At 73.6% G+C, this 19,371-nt stretch carries 16 protein-coding genes and 1 pseudogene; 3 read left to right on the top strand and 14 right to left on the bottom strand.

Annotated elements, in window-relative coordinates:
• The 8 genes from cobA to FHX78_RS28795 all read right to left on the bottom strand — a co-directional run bounded on the left by cobA (position 1) and on the right by FHX78_RS28795 (position 11,661).
• Positions 1 to 1,233: a uroporphyrinogen-III C-methyltransferase gene (cobA, locus tag FHX78_RS28830; protein ID WP_145870318.1), complete on the bottom strand. Its 1,233-nt coding sequence runs from the start codon at positions 1,231 to 1,233 to the stop codon at positions 1 to 3.
• 253 nt (positions 1,234 to 1,486) lie between these two features.
• On the bottom strand, positions 1,487 to 5,458 hold the full coding sequence (gene cobT / locus FHX78_RS28825; RefSeq protein WP_145870317.1) for a nicotinate-nucleotide--dimethylbenzimidazole phosphoribosyltransferase: 3,972 nt from the start codon (positions 5,456 to 5,458) through the stop codon (positions 1,487 to 1,489).
• 368 nt (positions 5,459 to 5,826) lie between these two features.
• A complete protein-coding gene (cbiE, locus tag FHX78_RS28820; protein ID WP_145870316.1) occupies positions 5,827 to 7,038 on the bottom strand; it encodes a precorrin-6y C5,15-methyltransferase (decarboxylating) subunit CbiE in 1,212 nt (403 codons plus the stop codon).
• A 138-nt stretch (positions 7,039 to 7,176) separates the two neighbouring features.
• A complete protein-coding gene (locus FHX78_RS28815) occupies positions 7,177 to 7,815 on the bottom strand; it encodes a GNAT family N-acetyltransferase (protein ID WP_145870315.1) in 639 nt (212 codons plus the stop codon).
• A gap of 138 nt (positions 7,816 to 7,953) precedes the next feature.
• Positions 7,954 to 8,781 (bottom strand): MetQ/NlpA family ABC transporter substrate-binding protein, encoded by an 828-nt coding sequence (locus tag FHX78_RS28810; RefSeq protein ID WP_145870314.1) that lies wholly within the window; start codon positions 8,779 to 8,781, stop codon positions 7,954 to 7,956.
• A gap of 60 nt (positions 8,782 to 8,841) precedes the next feature.
• Positions 8,842 to 9,579 carry a methionine ABC transporter permease gene (locus FHX78_RS28805; protein WP_167531878.1) on the bottom strand — a complete coding sequence of 246 codons (738 nt, stop codon included), beginning with the start codon at positions 9,577 to 9,579 and terminating at the stop codon, positions 8,842 to 8,844.
• Positions 9,576 to 10,613: a methionine ABC transporter ATP-binding protein gene (locus FHX78_RS28800; RefSeq protein WP_167531877.1), complete on the bottom strand. Its 1,038-nt coding sequence runs from the start codon at positions 10,611 to 10,613 to the stop codon at positions 9,576 to 9,578. The genes FHX78_RS28805 and FHX78_RS28800 overlap by 4 nt, the downstream gene beginning before the upstream one ends.
• A gap of 397 nt (positions 10,614 to 11,010) precedes the next feature.
• Positions 11,011 to 11,661: an HAD family hydrolase gene (locus tag FHX78_RS28795; RefSeq protein WP_145870312.1), complete on the bottom strand. Its 651-nt coding sequence runs from the start codon at positions 11,659 to 11,661 to the stop codon at positions 11,011 to 11,013.
• Positions 11,662 to 11,888: 227 nt separating this feature from the next.
• Here FHX78_RS28795 and FHX78_RS28790 point away from each other — a divergent pair, with 227 nt between their 5' ends.
• Both FHX78_RS28790 and FHX78_RS28785 read left to right on the top strand, forming a co-directional pair.
• Positions 11,889 to 12,248: a hypothetical protein gene (locus FHX78_RS28790; RefSeq protein ID WP_145870311.1), complete on the top strand. Its 360-nt coding sequence runs from the start codon at positions 11,889 to 11,891 to the stop codon at positions 12,246 to 12,248.
• A gap of 1 nt (position 12,249) precedes the next feature.
• The gene (locus tag FHX78_RS28785; RefSeq protein ID WP_145870310.1) at positions 12,250 to 12,678 is read left to right on the top strand and encodes a hypothetical protein; all 429 of its coding nucleotides are present in this window, start codon (positions 12,250 to 12,252) and stop codon (positions 12,676 to 12,678) included.
• On the opposite strand, the gene FHX78_RS28780 is transcribed toward FHX78_RS28785, so the two are convergent.
• The 3 genes from FHX78_RS28780 to FHX78_RS28770 form a co-directional block, all read right to left on the bottom strand.
• The gene (locus FHX78_RS28780) at positions 12,679 to 13,176 is read right to left on the bottom strand and encodes a GNAT family N-acetyltransferase (protein ID WP_145872201.1); all 498 of its coding nucleotides are present in this window, start codon (positions 13,174 to 13,176) and stop codon (positions 12,679 to 12,681) included.
• 57 nt (positions 13,177 to 13,233) lie between these two features.
• Positions 13,234 to 13,746 carry a sigma-70 family RNA polymerase sigma factor gene (locus FHX78_RS28775; RefSeq protein WP_145870309.1) on the bottom strand — a complete coding sequence of 171 codons (513 nt, stop codon included), beginning with the start codon at positions 13,744 to 13,746 and terminating at the stop codon, positions 13,234 to 13,236.
• 75 nt (positions 13,747 to 13,821) lie between these two features.
• Entirely contained in the window at positions 13,822 to 14,991 is a 1,170-nt protein-coding gene (locus FHX78_RS28770; RefSeq protein ID WP_145870308.1) for a glycerophosphodiester phosphodiesterase, read from the bottom strand.
• A gap of 423 nt (positions 14,992 to 15,414) precedes the next feature.
• Between FHX78_RS28770 and FHX78_RS28765 the strand changes: the two genes are divergently transcribed.
• Positions 15,415 to 16,086: a lysophospholipid acyltransferase family protein gene (locus FHX78_RS28765; RefSeq protein ID WP_145870307.1), complete on the top strand. Its 672-nt coding sequence runs from the start codon at positions 15,415 to 15,417 to the stop codon at positions 16,084 to 16,086.
• 74 nt (positions 16,087 to 16,160) lie between these two features.
• Here FHX78_RS28765 and FHX78_RS28760 read toward each other — a convergent pair whose 3' ends face one another.
• From FHX78_RS28760 to FHX78_RS28750, 3 genes and pseudogenes are all read right to left on the bottom strand, one after another.
• Positions 16,161 to 17,684, bottom strand: a complete 1,524-nt coding sequence (locus FHX78_RS28760) for an MFS transporter (RefSeq protein WP_145870306.1) — start codon at positions 17,682 to 17,684, stop codon at positions 16,161 to 16,163.
• Positions 17,681 to 18,250 (bottom strand): TetR/AcrR family transcriptional regulator, encoded by a 570-nt coding sequence (locus FHX78_RS28755; RefSeq protein ID WP_145870305.1) that lies wholly within the window; start codon positions 18,248 to 18,250, stop codon positions 17,681 to 17,683. Before FHX78_RS28755 ends, FHX78_RS28760 begins: the two co-directional genes overlap by 4 nt.
• An 86-nt stretch (positions 18,251 to 18,336) precedes the next feature.
• Positions 18,337 to 19,307 (bottom strand): annotated as a pseudogene (locus FHX78_RS28750) (aldo/keto reductase).
• Between the last annotated feature and the right edge of the window lie 64 nt (positions 19,308 to 19,371).

The following is a 19,371-nucleotide window of genomic DNA, read 5'->3' as shown; positions in this document are numbered from 1 at the left end:
TCACGCCGTCCCGGTCCGGCCCACGGCGACGACCTCGCCGATCACGATGACGGCGGGCGGCTTGACGTCCTGTGCGACGACCGTCGCGGCGACCGTGGCGAGGGTGGCGTCGACCCTGCGCTGGGCGGCCGTGGTGCCCTCCTGGACGAGGGCGACGGGCGTGTCCGGGGACTTGCCGTGGGCGACCAGGGTCTCGGCGATCCGGCCGATCTTGTCGACGCCCATGAGCACGACCAGGGTGCCGGTCAGCTTCGCCAGGGACGGCCAGTCGACCAGGGACCGCTCGTCGTCGGGGGCGACGTGGCCGCTGACCACGGTGAACTCGTGCGCCACACCGCGGTGGGTGACGGGGATGCCGGCCGCGCCCGGGACCGAGATGGAGCTGGAGATGCCGGGGACGACGGTGCACGGGATGCCCGCCTCCGCGAGTGCCTGGAGCTCCTCCATGCCGCGGCCGAAGACGTACGGGTCGCCGCCCTTGAGCCGGACCACCGACTTGCCCTGCCGGGCGTGCTCGATCAGCGCGTTGTTGATGGCCTCCTGGGCCATGAAACGGCCGTAGGGGATCTTCGCCGCGTCGATCACCTCGACGTGCGGCGGGAGTTCGGCGAGCAGGTCGCGCGGGCCGAGCCGGTCGGCGATGACGACGTCGGCCTCGGCGAGCAGCCGGCGGCCGCGCACCGTGATCAGGTCCGGGTCGCCGGGGCCGCCGCCGACCAGGGCGACGCCCGGGGTGCGGGTGCGGTGGTGCGGGGCGACGAGGGTGCCGTCGCGCAGTCCTTCGACGACGGCGTCGCGGATGGCGGCGGTGTGGCGGGGATCGCGGCCGCGTGCCCTGCTGGTGAGGACGGCCACCGTGACACCCTCGCTGGAGCCCGTGGCCGGGGTCCACGCCGTCGCCGCGTCGGCGTCGTCGGAGCGGACGCACCAGACACGGTGCGCTTCGGCCTCGGCGGAGGCCCTGGTGTTCGCCTCGGTGTCGCTGGTGGCGATCAGGGCGTACCAGGCGTCCGCGAGGTCGCCTTCGGTGTAGGGGCGCCGGTGCCAGGTGATCTCGCCCGCGTCCGCCATGGCCTCCACGGAGGGGGTGGCCTCGGGGGACACGAGGTGGATGTCGGCGCCGGCGGCGATCAGGGCGGGGAGGCGGCGCTGGGCGACCTGGCCGCCGCCGAGGACGACGGTCCGGCGGCCGGTGAGGCGCAGGCCTACGGGGTAGGCGGGGTGTTCGGCCATGAGGGACGGCTCCTCTTGCGGCGTGCGGTGGCCCTGACGTGCGAATTTTAAGGGTGCGCTGGTTCGGGCGGGGCCGGTGTCCGGTGGATGGGCAGGGGGTTCCCCGGGGGCCGGGCGCGGGGGTGGCCGTGCCCAGCCGTTCCGCCCGGTCCTCCCCCAGGCCCTCGGGGCACTGGGGGGAGGACCGACTTCCCGCGGCCGTCCGGGCGTTGACGACGGTGGCTCACGGCCACCCGGGGACGCGGAGGGCGCCTTACTTCTCCGTGACCCCCGCCGAATCGAACGTCGCCACCTCGTGCATCGCCCGGGCCGTGCTCTGCACGAGCGGGAGGGCGAGCAGGGCTCCCGTGCCCTCGCCGAGGCGGAGGTCGAGGTCGACCAGGGGGCGCAGGCCCAGCTTGTTGAGGGCCGCGACGTGTCCGGGCTCGGCGCTGCGGTGCCCCGCGATGCAGGCGGCCAGCACCTCGGGGGCGATGGCCCGGGCCACCAGGGCGGCGGCGCCGGCGCTCACCCCGTCCAGGATGACCGGCGTACGCAGTGACGCTCCGCCGAGGAGCAGGCCCACCATGGCGGCGTGCTCGAAGCCGCCGACCGCGGCCAGGACACCGATGGGGTCGGCCGGGTCCGGCTGGTGGAGTTCGAGGGCGCGGCGCACGACCTCCGTCTTGCGGGCCAGGGTCTCGTCGTTGATGCCAGTGCCGCGGCCGGTGACCTCGGCCGGGTCGGCGCCGGTGAACACGGAGATGAGGGCGGCGGACGCGGTGGTGTTCGCGATGCCCATCTCACCGGTCAGCAGCGCCTTGTTGCCGGCCGCGACCAGGTCGCGCGCGGTCTCGATGCCCACCTCGATGGCCTTCTTGACCTCCTCGCGGGTCATCGCGGGGCCGGTGGTCATGTCGGACGTGCCGGCGCGGATCTTGCGCGGCAGCAGACCGGGTGTGGCCGGGAGGTCGGTGGACACGCCCACGTCGACGACGCAGACCTCGGCGCCCACCTGAGCGGCGAACGCGTTGCAGACCGCTCCCCCGCCGAGGAAGTTGGCCACCATCTGGGCCGTGACCTCCTGCGGCCAGGGGGTGACGCCCTGGGCGTGCACCCCGTGGTCGCCGGCGAAGATCGCGACGGCCGCGGGCTCGGGGATCGGCGGCGGGCACTGCCGGGACAGGCCGGACAGCTGGGCGGAGATGATCTCCAGCATGCCCAGCGCGCCGGCGGGCTTGGTCATGCGCTTCTGGCGCTCCCACGCCTCGCCGAGCGCCTTGGCGTCCAGCGGGCGGATCTGCGCGACGGTCTCGGCAAGCAGGTCGTGGGGTTCCTCTCCGGGCAGGGCGCGACGGCCGTACGTCTCCTCGTGCACGACCCAGGACAGCGGGCGGCGCTTGGACCAGCCGGCCTGCATCAGCTCGGGCTCGTCCGGGAACTCGTCGACGTAGCCCACGCACAGGTAGGCGACGACCTCCAGGTGCTCGGGCAGGCCGAGGGCGCGGACCATCTCGCGCTCGTCGAAGAAGCTGACCCAGCCGACGCCGAGGCCCTCGGCGCGGGCGGCGAGCCAGAGGTTCTCCACGGCGAGCGCGGACGAGTACGGCGCCATCTGCGGCTGGGTGTGGCGGCCGAGGGTGTGCCGGCCGCCGCGCGTGGGGTCGGCGGTGACGACGATGTTGACGGGCGTGTCGAGGATGGCCTCGATCTTCAGTTCCTTGAACTGCTTGGCCCGGCCCTTGGGGAGGGACTTGGCGTAGGCGTCGCGCTGGCGCATGGCCAGTTCGTGCATGCCGCGCCGGGTCTCGGCGGAACGGATGACGACGAAGTCCCAGGGCTGCGAGTGGCCGACGGAGGGCGCGGTGTGGGCGGCCTCCAGGACGCGGAGCAGCACCTCGTGCGGGATGGGGTCGCTGCGGAAGCCGTTGCGGATGTCCCGGCGTTCGCGCATGACCTTCAGGACGGCCTCGCGCTCGGCGTCGTCGTAGGCGGGGGCGGCCGGGCCGGCGTGCCGTGCCGGTTCGGCCTCCGCGTCCGGCTCGACGCCGGCGCCCTGGGTGTCCAGGTCGTCCGGGCTCTGCGCGGGCTCGGCGTCCGGGGCGGCCGGGACGGTCACGCCCTGCGGCGGGGTGGGCGCGAGGTGCGGTGTGGTGGGCACGGTGCCCTCCACCGGGACGAACTGTCCGAGGGGCTGGTCCGGGTCGGGGTGCAGGGGGACGGTGCCCGGGAGGGGGGCGGGGGTCTGCTGGGGGCCCTGGACCGGGTGGGCGTCCTCCGTGACCGGTGCGGGTGCCGGTGCGGGTGCCGTCTCGGCGTTCGCCTCGGCCTCGGCGGCGGGCGGGGTGGGCGCGTCCGTGCCGGAGACGGGGCCGAGGTCCGGCACGGGCTCGGTGACGGCGGCGGCGTCGACCGCTTGCCCGGCGGGGTGGTCGAGTGCCTCCGGAGTGCCGGCCGGGGGTGCGTCGGCCGGGGCCGGCTCGGGGGCCTCGGCACCCGTGGTGCCTGCGGCGGCGACGGCTTCGGTCGGGGCCGGGACGGGCTGGGGGGCGGGGGCCTCGGCCGGGGCCGGCGCGGGGGCTTCGGCAGCCGTGGTGCCTGCGGCGACGGCGGCTTCGGCCGGGACGGGCTGGGAGGCGGGGGCCTCGGCCGGGGCGTCCGGGACGGGCACGTCCGCGGAGGCGGCGGCAACGGGCTCGGTGGTGTCCGCTTCCGCGGGAGCGGTCGCGGGGAGCGCGTCGGCTTCCGGCGCGGGAGCGGGCTGCGCCTCCTGGACGTCCTGGACGGGTTCCGGAGCGGGGGCTTCGAAGACCGGCGCCTGAACGGCCTGCGGCTCCGCCGGCGCCTCAACGGCCTCCGGCGTCGCACCCTCGGCACCCGAGACGCCCTCGGTCACCTGGACCTCCTCGGCGGCGGCCTGAGCGGACGGCGCTTCCCCGGGCGCGGGAGCCTGCGGCGCCTCCGCCACCGGGGCGTGCTCCGTCACGGCGGCTTCCGCACCCGGCGCTTCGAGACCCTGCGGGTCCTCCGCCGCGGCGGGCTCCGCCACCGACGGGGACGCCTCCGCTGCCTGGACCTGCTCCGGACCGACGGCCGGAGCCGACGGCACTTCCCCGGACGCGGGCTCCTGGGGCGCCTCCGCCACCGGGACGGTCCCCGGCGCGGCGGCCTCGGCTCCCGGCTCCTGCGCGAAGTCCTGTGCGGGGGCCTCCGCGGAGGGCACGCCGACGGCCGTGGCCGCCGGGGCGGCCTCGGCTCCGGGCACCTGCTGCTCGGCCTGTGCCGGGGCGGTGCCCTGTACGGACACCGCCTCGACGGGCGCCGCGTCCGTCACCGGACCTTCCTCCGGCCCCTGCGTCCGCTGCGGTCCCTGCGCCTGCTCCGGAACAGCGGCCTGCGCGGACTCTCCGGACTCCGGGGCGGCCGCCTCGGCCGTCGGGGCGTGGCCCGGCGCGGCGGCCTGCGGGGCCTCGGTCGCGGGGGCCTGGCCCGGCGTGGCGACGGGGGCGGTGGGCCGGGTGCCGTCACCCTCGGCGGTGAGGGTGCCCGGGGCGGTGTGCTGTGCCGCGGTCCCGGTACCGCCGGTGTCCGTGGGGACGCCGTGGCCGGGGTCCCCGGCCGCGCCCCCGGTGTCCTGCGCGGCGACCGCCTCCGTGGCGACGCGGGTGACGAAGGCCTGCGCCGCGTCCACCGGCTCCGGCGACGGAACAACCGTTTCCGCAGCCGCCGCCCCCGCGCCGACCGTGGCCTGCGCGCCCCAGGGCGCGGCCGCCTGCGGTGCCGTCGCCTCGCGCGCGCGAGGGACGTCGAGGTACTCGGGGCCGACGGTCGGCGGGCCGGCCTGACGGGTCGGCAGGTCGGCGGGGCCGCGGTCGGCCAGGGAGCGGACCGGACCGGCGGAGAGGTCGGGGATGGGCGGCCCGAGGTGCAGCGGGCGGCGCGGCGCCGGCTGCGGCGGCTCGGGGAGCCGGACGCCGCCGAGGTCGACGGAGCCGCTGTCGCGGCCGGCCGTCTCGTGCGGCCCGGGCTCGTGCACGGCCTCGACGACCGGCTCGGGCGGGGGCGGGGCGATCTCGTTGCCCCAGGCGCTCTGCGCGCCGGGCAGCAGAAGGTCTTCTTCCTCGGCCGGACTGGCGGGACTGTCGGAGAGGTAGGTGTACGTGCCGGGCGCGGGGACGCCCGGCTGCTCCACCATGCCTGCGTTCTCCGGCAGTCCCTCGCCCGGGACCTGGCCGGTGTCGGTCATGCGTACCCCTCGCCCATCGGTTAGTGCTCCTACGACCAGCTCACCCGGAACGGCGCACCGACCGCCCCACACTGAAGAACGAGCGTGCGTCCCCAGCGGCACGAACGGCCCGTCCGGAAAAGGCGACAAAGCCATTCACTGGCATTGTCGCGGCCGCACCGCCGTCGCGTCAGCTTGATCGGCGACGGTTCCGCTGTGGACTGCGCCACGTTGCGCGTCTTCCGGTTCTGCCGTACCACACACCCGTCAAAACGGGCGCGCTTTCTGGGACATTGACCGACGAAGCGCCGGGTGCCCGCGTGCGGTACAACGATCGGCCAGCCTACCGCGCGCGGTACGACAACCCGATCACGGGGACGGCTTCCGGATCAGGTGCCGCGCGCGGGCAGCACCCCGCTGAGCAGGAACGCGACGCTCCGTTCCTTCTCCGTCCAGGCCCGGGTGTCGAGTTCGACGGACTGGAGGAGGGCGCACTCGACCACGTAACCGTGTTCCGTCAGGTTGCGGCCGATGAGTTCGGCGGCGTCGCGGGTTCCGGCGTCCGCGACGATGCGCTGCGGGCGGCGGTCGGCGACCGCGGAGACCACGGCCGCTCCCCCGCCGCCGACGCGTACGACGTCCGGCTCGGGGAGGTTCTCCAGGACGTGCGGGGCGGTGCCGTGGACGATCTGGAGCTGGACCCCGTGGCGGCGGGCGGCGGCGTCGGTGCGGGCGCAGGCGTGCGCGTCGCGGTCGACGGCGATGACGGCCGCGCCGGCGCGGGCTGCGTCGGTGGCGAAGGCGCCGCTGCCGCAGCCGATGTCCCAGACGAGGTCACCGAGCCTCGGTCCGAGCCGGGCGAGTTGGGAGGTGCGCAGCGGTTCCCGCTCGCCCTCGCCGAGTTCGCCGCCGTACTCCTCGGCGGGCAGGGACCAGCCGCGCGGGCCGCCGGCGGGGTCGCGTCCGGCGATCCAGCCGCCGGACTCGCCGGCGGTGACCGGGCCGCCGATGACGATGACGACGTTGGGGTCGCGCCAGGTGTGGTCGGCGGCCTTGTCGGAGGTGACGACGGTGACCCGTTCGCGTCCGGTGCCGAGTTCCTCGCAGATGACGAAGGTGCGGTGGATGCCCTCCATCAGCAGGCCCAGTTCGGCGGGGCCGGCGCCGGGCGAGGTGAGGACGGCCACCTTGGCGTGGGCCCGGCATACGTTCACGGCACGGCGCAGGGTGCGTGGGTGTGCGACGACCACGTGTGCGTCGTCCCAGGGCATTCCGGCGCGGGCGAAGGCGGCGGCGACCGAGGAGACACCGGGGACGACCTCGACCTCCAGGCCGAACTCGGGTGCGCGCAGGGTCCGTACGACGCCGAAGAAGCCGGGGTCGCCGTCGGCGAGGACGACCGCCGTGCCGCGGTGGGCGGCGATGCGGCGGGCGGCGAGCGCGACGGACCCGAGGCGGATGCGTTCGGCGCCGACGGGCACCTCGGGCAGTGCCAGGTGGTGGGAGGCACCGGCCACCAGCGTGGCGGCGCCCAGCGCCGCGCGTGCCGCGGCGGTCAGCGGCGAGCCGTCCCAGCCGATCACCGTGACCCGGTCGGCCATCGTCGTCAGTCTCCTGGGGTTTTCGCTGGTCGTCGTCGGCTCCCCGCCCGGGGCGGGTTTGCTGAGGTTACCCGGTGCGGCCGTGGACCGCTGCGGCGGTACCGTCGGGGATGGGTCCGCGGGAGGTGTCCCCGGAGGTCAGTTCCAGTCCGTGTAACCGGCGAACCCGCCGGTGTCGGCCAGGTGTCCGTCCGCACCCTCGATGTCCTCGGGCAGCAGGCTCCACACGATGTAGTCGGTGCGCACCTCGCTCCAGCTGCCGTCGTCGGTGCGGACGTGGGCTATGCAGGCGTTGCGGAGCACGCCCTCGTTGATGCAGCCGATCTTCTGGGCGACCTGCTGGGAGGCGGTGTTGTCGGCGGCGGTGCGCAGTTCGATGCGTTCGAGTTTCCGGTCGCGCAGGAGCCACTGGGCGGTGGCGAGCGCGGCCTCGGAGGCGTAGCCCTCGCCGCGCGCCCAGGGGGCGATGATGTACGACAGCTCGGTGGACCGTACGTGCCAGTTGGTCTTGGCCAGCTGGACGACGCCGACCAGGCGCTGGGTGAGGAACTCGGTGACGGCGAGGTCGAGGCCGCGGCCGGACGCGCGTTCGGCGGGGGCGCGTTCGGTGATCCATCTGTGGGCGGACCGCTCGGTGAACGGCTGGGGGACGTCGGTCCAGGCGGCGACCTGGTCGTCGTTCATCATCGCGGCGAGGGCGGGGACGTCGTCCGTGTCGAGGGGACGCAGCACCAACCGCTCCGTGCTGATGGAGATGTTGGGGAAGGTGCTCGTCATGCGCCGCTCCGTAACCTGAGAGACCGTCGGGTGGTGCTGAACTGCCCAGCATGCAGCATGAAAGCACCGAACCGCACCACGGGGTCCACTCCCTGCAGCGGAGTGGACCCCGTGGGTGGCCGGTGCCGGGCCGGGGGATCAGAAGGACGCGACGACGGAGCCGGCGTAGGTGTCCTCGATGAACTTCTTCACCTCGGGGGAGGTGAGGAGGTCGGCCAGCTTCTTCACACGCGGGTCGTCCTCGTTGCCCTCCTTGACCGCGAGGAGGTTGCTGTTCGGGTTGCCCTTGGCGGACTCGAGCACCAGGGCGTCCTTCGCGGGCTTGAGGTCGGCCTCGATGGCGTAGTTGCCGTTGACGACGGCGGCGTCGACGTCGTCCAGGGAGCGCGGCGTCTGGGCCGCCTCCAGCTCCTTGAACTCGAGCTTCTTCGGGTTCTCGGTGATGTCCGCGGGGGTGGCCGCGGTGCCGACGCCGTCCTTGAGGGTGAGGAGCCCGTTGGCGGCGAGCAGCTGGAGGGCGCGGCCCTCGTTGACGGTGTCGTTGGGGATCGCGACGGTCGCACCGCTCTTCAGCTCGTCGGCCTTCTTGACCTTGTGGGAGTACAGGCCGAGCGGCTCCAGGTGCACGTCGACGACGGACACGACGTGGGTGCCGTTCTTCTTGTTGAAGTCGTCGAGGTACGGCTGGGTCTGGAAGAAGTTGGCGCCGACCGAGCCGTCCTCCGTCGCCGTGTTCGGCGTGACGTAGTCGGTGAACTCCTTGACCTCGAGGTCGAGGCCGGCCTTCTCGGCGAGGTTGTCCTTGACGAAGGTCAGGATCTCGGCGTGCGGCACGGGGCTCGCGGCGACGACGAGCGGGCCGGAGGTGTCGGTGGCGGCGTCCTGCTCCGCGCCGCAGGCGGTGAGCCCGAGGGTGAGGGCTCCGGCGGCGAGGACAGCGGTGGTGATCTTGGCGGTGTTACGCACGAAAAGTGCCTTTCCTTGGTGGTGCGACCCCGTCTTGGGTGGTACGGGGAGTTCTTGGGGTTACGCGACCTTGCTCACGTCGGCCGCGGCGGGCTCCTTGGCCCTCAGCAGCCGGAGCCTGGGCGAGGGGCCCGAGCGGCCGCCGCGGCGGTGCAGGGCGCGGGCGGCGTAGTCGCCGGCGAACTGGATGAGGGAGATGACCACGGCGAGGACCGCGACGGTGATCCACATCAGGCCGGTCTCGAAGCGCTGGTAGCCGTAGCGGACGGCGAGGTCGCCGAGTCCGCCGCCGCCGACGGTGCCGGCCATGGCCGAGTAGCCGATGAGGGCGATGACGGTGGTGGTGGTGCTGGCGATCAGCGAGGGCAGCGCCTCGGGGACGAGCACCTTGCGGACGATGGTCCAGGTGTTGCCGCCCATGGCCTGCACGGCCTCGACGAGTCCGTGGTCCACTTCGCGCACGGCCGTCTCGACGAGCCGGGCGAAGAAGGGGATGCCGCCGATGGCGAGGGGCACGATCGCGGCCTCGCTGCCGATGGTGGTGCCGGTGATCCAGCGGGTGAAGCTCATGAGGGCGACCATGAGGATGATGAACGGCAGCGAGCGGCCGATGTTCACGATCTGCCCGATGACCTTGTTCACCACGGTGTTCTGCAGCAGTCCGCCCTTGTCGGTGAGGACCAGCAGGACACCGAGCGGGAGGCCGGCGACGACGGCGATCAGGGTCGACCAGCCGACCATGACGAGCGTCTCGGTACAGGCCTGTTCGAGCAGCGGCTGCATCTCGGACCAGGTCACTTGGCCCCCTCCTTGACCAGTGCGGGCGTTTCGCGGCCGACGACGTCGATCTGCAGGCCCTGTTCGCGCAGGAAGCCGACCGGTACGACGTTGTCCTCGTAGCGGCCGGGCAGTTCGATGCGCATGCGGCCGACCTGGAGTCCGCCGACGGTGTCGATGGCGGCGCCGAGGATCGATATGTCGATGTTGTAGGTGCGCGACAGCTGGGAGATGACCGGCTGGGTCGCGCTCTCACCGTGGAAGGTGACGTCGAGGACGGTGCGGTCGTCGCCGGTCGCCTCGCCGCCGACGGGGAACAGCGCGGCGGCGAGTTCGGAGCCGGGGGTGGCGAGGAGTTCGGTGACGGTGCCGGACTCGACGACGCGGCCCCGCTCCATGAGGGCGGCGGAGTCGCAGATCGACTTCACGACGTCCATCTCGTGGGTGATGAGCAGGACGGTGAGGCCGAGCTGCCGGTTGAGGTCGCGCAGGAGCGTGAGGATCGAGCGGGTGGTCTCGGGGTCGAGGGCGCTGGTGGCCTCGTCGGAGAGCAGCACCTTGGGGTCGCCGGCCAGGGCGCGGGCGATGCCGACGCGCTGCTTCTGGCCGCCGGAGAGCTGGGCGGGGTAGGCCCCGGCCTTGTCGGCGAGGCCGACCAGGTCGAGCAGTTCCAGCGCCTTGCGGGAACGTTCCTTCCCAGTGGTGCCGAGGATTTCCAGCGGCAGTTCCACGTTGTCCTGCACAGTGCGCGAGGACAGCAGGTTGAAGTGCTGGAAGACCATGCCGATACGGCTGCGCGCCTGCCGCAGTTCCCGGCCGGCCCGCGGGCCGCGCCCGGCGAGCGCGGTGAGGTCCTGGCCGGCCACGGTCACGGTGCCGGAGGTGGGGCGCTCCAGCAGATTGACGCAGCGGATGAGGGAGGACTTCCCGGCGCCGGACTGGCCGATGACGCCGTAGACCTCGCCTTCGCGGACGTGCAGGTCGACGCCGTCCAGGGCGGTGACCTCGCGGCCGCGGGAGCGGTAGACCTTCGTGAGGCCCGTGGTGGTGATCACGTGGGTTTCCGTCACTGTCGAGTGCGCGGCGCGTCGTGGGCGCCGGGCACGAGGCATTCAGGGTCGAAAGCAGCCGGGCGGCACGGAACTCCCGGGGCGCGATGGAGGACGCCGTGGAGAGACGTGCGCGGGGGCGTGACTCGGTCGCGCATGCGGCGCGTGCGGCCGGACATGAGCGGGCTCTCGCTTCGGGGCGCGAGGCTCAGATGGTGCAGGGGCCCTCTAGAAGGCGCGCATTCGGCACGGACACATACAACGAGCACCGGGCGTCAGGGTCGCCTCGGTCGCAGGGATGCGGTCGCTCGTCGTGGTCATGCGATCAGTAAAGCAGACATTCGCCTCTGACCGGCCACGACTGTCCGGATAGTGGACAGCCGTGGACACCAGTGCGTGCGCCTCAGGGACGGACGGAGATCTCCACTCCCGCGTCCGTGACCAGTGCGGACAGGGCCGAGAGGTCCTCGACGACGAGATCGGCGGTCAGCTCGTCGGCCCGGTGGGTTGTGGCCAAGGCCACGGTGGTCATCCCGGCGGCGCGACCGGCCCGGAGCCCGGCCGGGGCGTCCTCGAAGACGACGCAGTGCGCGGGGTCGACGCCCAGGGTGCGGGCGGCGAGCAGGTAGGGCTCGGGGTCGGGCTTGCCCCGGGTGATGTCGTCGGCGGCGACCAGGGTCTTGGGCAGGATGCCGACGGCGCCGAGGCGGGCCTCGGCCAGGCGCCGGGTGGCGGAGGTGACCACGGCCCAGCGCTCGGCGGGCAGTGCCGCGAGGAAGTCCACGGTCCCGGGCAGCAGGTGCACGCCGCCGTTGGGCACGTCCTCCACCTCCAGGTCCTCGATCCGCGCCACGGCCTGCGGCACCACCGCGGCGGGCAGCAGGTCGGCGGCTATCTCCGCGGCCGGCCGCCCGTGCAGCTCGACCCGGGCGAACTCCTCGGCCGTGATGCCGTACTCCTCGGCCCACCGGGTCCAGCAGCGCTGGACGGACAGCAGGGAGGAGACGAGGGTGCCGTCGTTGTCGAAGAGCAGGGCCTGAGCGTGGATCGTCATGCCGTCGACCCTAAGGGGCCGCCGAATGCCGCCGGACCTGCCGCTCCCGGCGACCGCGCCACCGCCGGACCTCACCGGAGCGGAGGCACCGGCGGGGCCGTCCGGGGCCCGACGGCTGCCGGGGGCCGCGCACGTCCGCGGTCGCCGCCGCCCGGCCGGGACGCCCGCCCCGGAGACCGCCGGGGGCGGGCGCGACCGGGCCTTTCCGGCGTAATAAGGTCGCTGCCATGCTTGATGTCCTGACGGTGGTGACCGGTGTCGCCGCGCTGCTGCTCGGCGCCTGGTGCGGCTGGGCCGCCTACCGTGACCAGCCGACGAAGGACTGGCACTTCATCGGGATGGCCGTGGTCACACTGCTGACGCTGGTCCAGCTGGCCGTCGGCATCGTGCGGCTGGCCGGGGGCGAGAAGCCGGAGCAGGGCACGACGATCTTCGTGGCGTACCTGCTCGGCGCGTTCGCGTGCGTACCGGCGGCCGGCTTCCTCTCCCTGGGCGAGCGGACCCGCTGGGGATCGGTGACGGTCGCCGCGAGCGGGGTCGTGCTGGCCGTGCTCGAAGTGCGGCTCTACGACATCTGGGGAGGCTGAGATGGCCACGACGCGGGAGAAGCGGGAGGGGACCCGGCTGATCGGCGGGCCCGGACTGCTGCTGGTCTGGCTGTACGGGGTGATGGTCGTCGGCGCCGTGTCGCGCTCCGCGTACCAGATCGCCACCGAGTTCGACCGGGCGCCGCTCGCCTACTCCCTGTCGGCGCTGGCCGGGGTGGTCTACGGCTTCATCACCTACACCCTGGTCCGGGGCGGGGAGACGGCCCGCAGGGCGGCGCTGGTGTGCTGCGCCGCCGAGCTCGTGGGCGTACTGACCGTCGGCACCTGGACGCTGGTGGAGCCGTCCGCCTTCCCCGACGCGACCGTGTGGTCGGACTACGGGATGGGCTACCTCTTCATTCCCGTGCTGCTGCCCGCCACCGCCGTGTACTGGCTGCGCACGGCGCGGCCGCGCCGGACCGGGGCCTGATCAGGCGGTCGTCGCGTAGGTCTCCGCCCGCTTCTCCAGGACGATCATCGGTACGCCGTCGGAGCCCTGGGACGTGCCCACCCGCTGGTAGCCGACCTTGCTGTAGAGGCTCAGGTTGCTCTCGCTGCGGTGCCCGGCGTGCAGGCGGAACGTCCTCGCGCCGCGCTCGCCGGCGAGGGCGGACTCCGCCGCCCGCAGGAGGCGCGCGCCGATGCCGTGCCCCTGGAGGCGGGGGTGGACGCAGAGCTTGCCGATCGCCGCGGCGCCGTCCTCGGTGATCCTGCCGTGCACCGAGCCGACGATCTCGTCGCCGAGGCGGGCGACGAAGACGCAGTCGGCGGCGACCTCCTCGCGGACCGAGTCGAGGGTCTGGACGAGCGGGTCGATGCGGTAGTTGCCGTAGAGGGCCGCTTCGCTCTGGAAGCACAGGTACTGCAACCTGAAGATCTGCTCCGCGTCCTGTGCGGCCGCCGCAGAGATGGTCACGCTCATGCCCATGTGCGCATGCCTCCCGCTCACCTGATCACCTGTCGTCCCCCACTCCTATCCCCGTCCTCAGTGCGCCGCAACCTCCCGTGTGAGCAAACGACGCAGACATCCCAGGCATCTGGAACGTTCCGGGCCGAGACTGCCCTGTGAGATACCCAACTCCCCCGCGATTTCCCGGTATGTCGGGTCACGCGGGGACAGCAGCGCCGCCATCAGCTCCGGGCAGCGGCCGGGCAGCCGCCGCACGGCGTCCCGCAGGGCGCGCCGGTGGGCGGCGGCGAGCGCGAGACGTTCGGGGTCGTGGCGGCCGTCGTCGGCGGGTTCGCCGGCCGGTCCGCTCTCACGGCGCGCGGCACGGCGGCTGCGGCGGGCCTCCGCGCGAACGGCCCGGCGCAGCCAGCCCGGCGGGTCGGACGGCGGGCCGCCGCCGTCGAGGCGCTCCAGGAGGCGGAGCCAGACCGCCTGTTCCAGGTCGCCCGGGTCGGCGCCCGCGCCGGGCGCCTCGGCCGCGGCCTCCGCGAGCAGCAGCGGACGGAGGGAGTCGACCAGCTCGTACGCCGTGACCGGCTCGTGTGTCATACGCGCAACGACTCGGCCGCCCCGGGCAGGGTTGCCCGGGGCGGCCGGATGTTCACCCCGCCGGGGCGCAGGGCGTCAGCCGTTGACGAAGTCCTCGCGGGCCAGCAGCCCGGTGTCCGGCTGGTCGGTGAAGACGCCGTCGATGCCGGTGGCGAAGTACGCCCGGTAGGCGCCGAAGACGTCGCCGTAGGCGTCGGGGTCGGTGCCCCTGCGGAAGTCGGCGGGCAGGAAGGGGTTCTCGTTGCGCAGGGTGTAGGGGTGCAGGATCAAACCCGCCCGGTGGGCGTCGCGCACCAGGCCGGTCGGTTCGGTGAGCCGGCCGGCCGCGTCGCGCGGGATGACCAGGTCGAGGGTGGGGCCGATGCCCTGGGCGTAGGAGGCGATCTCCTTCAGCCCCTCGGGCGTGATGAGGTCGGCGACGGTGCGCGGGTCGCCCGACTCGACGAAGTCCCAGGGGCGGGTGTTCGCGCCGGACAGCAGCACCACGAGCGGGTTGTCGACCAGCCTGCTGAACCGCTGGATGCTGGTCGGCTCGAAGGACTGGAGGATGACCGGGGCGTTGCGGCCGTCCTTGCCGTGCCGGCGCAGCAGCTTCGCCACCCGCTCCTCCAGGCCGAGGCCGAGGTTCCGGAAGTAGGTGGGGTGCTTGGCCTCGGGGTAGATCCAGACCTGCTTGCCGCGCTTGCGGGTCTGCTCGTCCTGCCAGCGCAGCACCTCCTCGAAGGTGGGGATCTCCCAGCGGCCGTCGTAGAGGGTGTTGCGCGGGCGGTTGGCCGGGATGCGTTCGACGGCGCGCAGCCGCTTGAGCTCGGCGAGGGTGAAGTCCTCGGTGAACCAGCCGGTGACGGGGGCGCCGTCCAGCGTCTTGGTCCTGCGGCGGCCGGCGAACTCGGGGTGGTCGGCGACGTCCGTGGTGCCGCCGATCTCCGGTTCGTGCCGGCAGACGATGTGGCCGTCCCTGGTGGGCACGAGGTCGCCGGCTTCGACGATGTCGGCGCCCATGTCGAGGGCGAGCTGGTAGGCGCCGAGGGTGTGCTCGGGCCGGTAGCCGCTGGCACCGCGGTGGCCGATGACGGTCGGGACGGGCAGGCCCTTCAGTCCCCGGCCGGCGCCGCGGCGGGCGTCGGCGGCTCTCGCCGTGCCGCTCAGCCCCAGGACGGTTCCGGACGCGCCGAGCACCGCCGCGCCGAGGAGGGCCCGCCGTCCGGTTCCGTCCGCCTGCTCGTTCGACTCCCGCGTTGCCATAGCGCCTCCTGCGTCTCGCCTCGTCCGGTGCGGGCCGATCGTAGGTGCGCGCGCGTGACGGACGGGAGACCCCGGGCCGAACACACGGGTGACGTTGAGTGTCGTACGTCCCTCATACGGATGACGTACCTCCGTGGCACGTCTGTCGTATTCCCGTGGGGATGTGACGGCGTGTCGGGTAGGGCGGGCCGGTCCGGGGCACCCGTGCGGTGTGCGGACGGGGGCGGAACGCGTCACGAGGTGACGGCCGTGTGTCGCGCCGCCACGGGCGGGCCGCCGAGGAGGCACCCGGGTCAAAAGTGCGTAAGACCCGGGTGAACTCCCATGAGCCCGATGTGCGCAACCCCCCGGCCCGCGAGTAATGTCCTCACCTGCACAGACTCATAGCCATTCACCGACGTCCGCTTCGAACCGGAGGGCCCGTTGTCCCGCTTCGCGCTCATCAAGGCAGTGCTCGGCCCGATCATGCGCCTGATGTTCCGCCCACAGGTGGAGGGCGCGGAGCGCATCCCGGGCGAGGGTCCGGTGATCCTGGCCGGCAACCACCTGACGTTCATCGACTCGATGATCCTGCCGCTCGTCTGCGACCGCCAGGTCTTCTTCATCGGCAAGGACGAGTACGTCACCGGCAAGGGCTTCAAGGGCCGGCTGATGGCCTGGTTCTTCACCGGCACCGGCATGATCCCCGTCGACCGCGACGGCGGCCGGGGCGGGGTGGCGGCGCTGATGACGGGGCGCCGGGTGCTGGAGGAGGGCAACGTCTTCGGCATCTACCCGGAGGGCACCCGCTCCCCCGACGGCCGCCTGTACCGGGGCCGTACGGGCATCGCCCGGCTCACCCTGATGACCGGGGCGCCGGTCGTGCCGTTCGCCATGATCGGCACGGACAAGCTCCAGCCGGGCGGCGCGGGTCTGCCCCGGCCGGGCAAGGTCACGGTCCGCTTCGGCGAGGCGATGGAGTTCTCCCGCTACGACGGGATGGACCGCGACCGCTACGTCCTGCGCGCGGTCACCGACTCGGTGATGACCGAGGTCATGCGGCTGTCCGGGCAGGAGTACGTGGACATGTACGCGAGCAAGGCGAAGGCCGCGTAGGACTGCGCCGGCCGGGGCCGGGCGCGGGCGGGACGTGGCCGGTCGCGCGTTCCCCGCGCCCCTGGTGCCGTTGGCTAGGGGCGGTCGTCCAGGTGCTGGTCCCGGAGCATGAACCAGGCGGCCGCCGAGGCCGCCAGCAGGACCACCGCTCCGGTGCCCGCCGCGAGGGCGAGGCCGTCGACGAAGGACTGGCGGGCCGCGTCCAGCATCGACGCCGCGACGGGGGCGGGCAGGCCGGCGGCCGCCTCGACGGCTCCGCCCAGTGACTCGTGCGCCGCGGCGGGTGTGCCCGCGGGGCCGTCGAAGCCGCGGTAGACACCGGTCACGACGGAGCCGAGCACGGCGATGCCGAGGGCCGCGCCCAGTTCGTAGGCCGTCTCGGAGACGGCGGACGCGGCGCCCGCCTGCTCCTTGGGCACGCTGGAGAGGATCACGTCGGCCGTCACGGTGAACGAGAAGCCTGCCCCGGCCCCCACCACCAGCAGCGCCGAACCGAGCAGCGGGTAACCGGTGGAGTGGCCGATCACCGTCAGCGCGGCCAGTGCGAGGCCGACGGCGGCCAGCCCGCCGGCGACGACCGCGCGCACCGAGAACCGCCGGGCGGCCCGGCCCGCGAGCAGTCCGGCCGCCACCGCGCCGATCGCGGCGGGCAGTTCGGCCAGCCCCGCCTCCAGCGGGCCCCTGCCCTGCACGAGTTGCAGGTACTGCGAGAGGAAGAACACCAGCCCGGCCAGTCCGAGGATGCTCAGCAGGTCGGCCAGGACGGCGCCGCTGAAACCGCGGTGCCGGAACAGCCGCATGTCCAGCAGCGGGACCGGGAGGGTGAGCTGACGGTGTACGAAGCCGTACAGGGCGCCCGCGCCCAGCAGCCCGGCGGTCAGGGCGGACGCGCCGAGTCCGTGTGCCGCCGTCTCCTTCACCGCGTACACGACACCGACCATGCCGGCCAGTGACAGCACGACGCTGGTCAGGTCCCACGGGCCGGGGTCCGGGTCGCGGGACTCGGGGAGCAGGCGGATGCCGACGACCACCAGGACGGCCATCACGGGCAGGTTGATCAGGAAGACCGAACCCCACCAGAAGTGTTCGAGCAGGAAGCCGCCGAGGATCGGCCCGACGGCGGTGCCCGCGGAAGCGGTCGCGCCCCAGATGCCGATGGCGAGACTGCGTTCGCGCGGGTCGTGGAAGAGGTTGCGGATCAGGGCGAGGGTGGCCGGCATCAGGGTCGCGCCGGCCACCCCGAGCAGGGCCCGCGCCAGGATCATCAGCTCGGGGGTGCCGGCGTAGGCGTTGAGCACGGATATCGCGCCGAACGCGGTGGCGCCGTACAGCAGGATGCGCTTGCGGCCGATGCGGTCGCCGAGGCTGCCCATGGAGACGAGCAGTCCGGCGATCACGAACGAGTAGATGTCGCCGATCCACAGCAGCTGGCTGCCGGTGGGTGCGAGGTCCTCGCTGATGTAGGGGGTGGCCAGGCCGAGGACGGTGGCGTCGACGGCCACCAGCAGTACGGCGAGGACGAGCACGGAGAGCGCGAGCCACCGGCCCGGCCGCGGCACCGCCTCGGTGGTGGTCTCCGGACGCAGTGCGCTGGTCATGCGTGCTTCCCCTGTGCCGGGCCGTCCGGCCGTCGTGCGCCGCCGAGCAGCAGCTCGGTGATCATGTATGTGAAGTCCTTGGGCGCGACGCGGCCCTCGGCCACCGCCCAGGCTCCGGAGGCGAGCAGTCCGTAGAGGGCCTCGGTGAGCCAGGCCGGGGTGAGGTCGATGCGGAACTCGCCGTTCGACTGGCCGCGCCGGAACAGGCCCGCGACGCGCTCGTCGATGCCGGTCCAGCCCGCGTTCTGCTCCTCGCCCTCGAACAGCTGGTTCTCGCTGTAGAGGAAGGCGAGCAGCGGGGCGTGCGGTTCGATCGCGGCGACCAGGCGGCGCACGGCGTCACCGGCGGGCCCCTCCTCGGTCCGGGCCGCGTCCAGGGCGGCCTCGCACTCGGCGATCCCGAGCGCCTCCAGCGCCCGGACCAGTGCGTCCCGGCCCGCGAACTGACGGTGCAGGGTGGCGCGGCTGATCCCGGCGGCGCGGGCGACCTCGTCCATGGTCGCGGTGGATTTGCGGGTCAGGAGTGCGGCGGCACTGCGCAGCACGTGGTCACGGTCGACAGCCATGAGACGAGAGTACCCCGTGTGAGACGTTGACGTCTCACACGGGGTACGGGGCTCTCAGCCGGCAGCCGGGGCCTGCTGTGGTGTGCTCAGTGCCAGGGCAGCTGTCCGCGCCGGGTCCAGTACGCCCCCGGCTCCTCGGCCAGGCCGGCGAGGCGGGCGAGCTGGTCGTCCCCGAGGTCGACGACGGCCGCGTGCAGGTTGGAGGCGAGGTGGGCGGGGGTCGCCGCGCCGGAGAGGACGACACCGGCCCACGGCTGCCGCAGGACGACGGCGAGGGCGACGGCGTCGCAGCCGAGTCCCGTCTCCTCGGCGACGGCACGCAGCGCCTCGGGGGCGTTCTCCCCGGCCAGCCGGCCGTTGGCCATGCCCTCCTTGACGATCACCGTGAGTCCGGCGTCATGGGCCTCGGCGAGCGCGGGCCCGGCGGAGGTCTCCAGCGCGTTGTAGGTGGACTGGACGGTGCGGAAGAGGGGTTCGCCGCCGACCGTGATCGCGAGCGCGGCGCGGATGGCGTCCGCCTGGGCCGGGCCGCTGGTGGAGAAGCCGACGGTGAGTCCCCGGGCCGCCGCGTCCGCCAGCCGGGCGTGCAGTTCCTTGTCGGTGAGGGCGGGGCTCTCCGGGGTCACCGAGTGGATCTGGTAGAGGTCGAGCCGGTCCCCGAGCAGGGCGTCGGTCTCGGCGCGCTGACGCTCGTAGGCCGCGAGGGAGTGGTCCTTGACCTCGTGCCGCTCGGCGTCGGTGGACCAGTCGGCGGTGTAGGTGTAGCCCCACTTGCTGCCGATGACGACGTCGTCGGCGTCCGGCCGCTTCTCCAGCCACTCGGCGAGGAACTCCTCGGAGCGGCCGTAGGAGCGGGCCACGTCGACGTAGCGGACGCCCTGGGCGTAGGCGGCGTCGAGGAGTTCGTGGGTGCGGCTGCGCAGGGTCTCGACGTCGCGGTCCTCGCCGAGGTCCCGGTCCCGGCCGAGGTTGATTAGCCGGGGCGGCCGATCGCGGCGAGGCCGAGGCCGATGTGGCAGGTGGGGGTCGTCGCTGTTGCCAGTCGGGCGAAGGGCATCGCGGGCTCCGTGGGTCGGCTCCGGTACGGTTTCCGACCAACGTAACCCGCGATGACCTTGGCT

Origin of the sequence: Streptomyces capillispiralis (assembly GCF_007829875.1) — a bacterium.
Taxonomy (GTDB): Bacteria; Actinomycetota; Actinomycetes; order Streptomycetales; family Streptomycetaceae; genus Streptomyces; species Streptomyces capillispiralis.
Note: the sequence above shows the minus strand (reverse complement) of the source record. Positions and strands in the feature narration are given on the sequence as shown.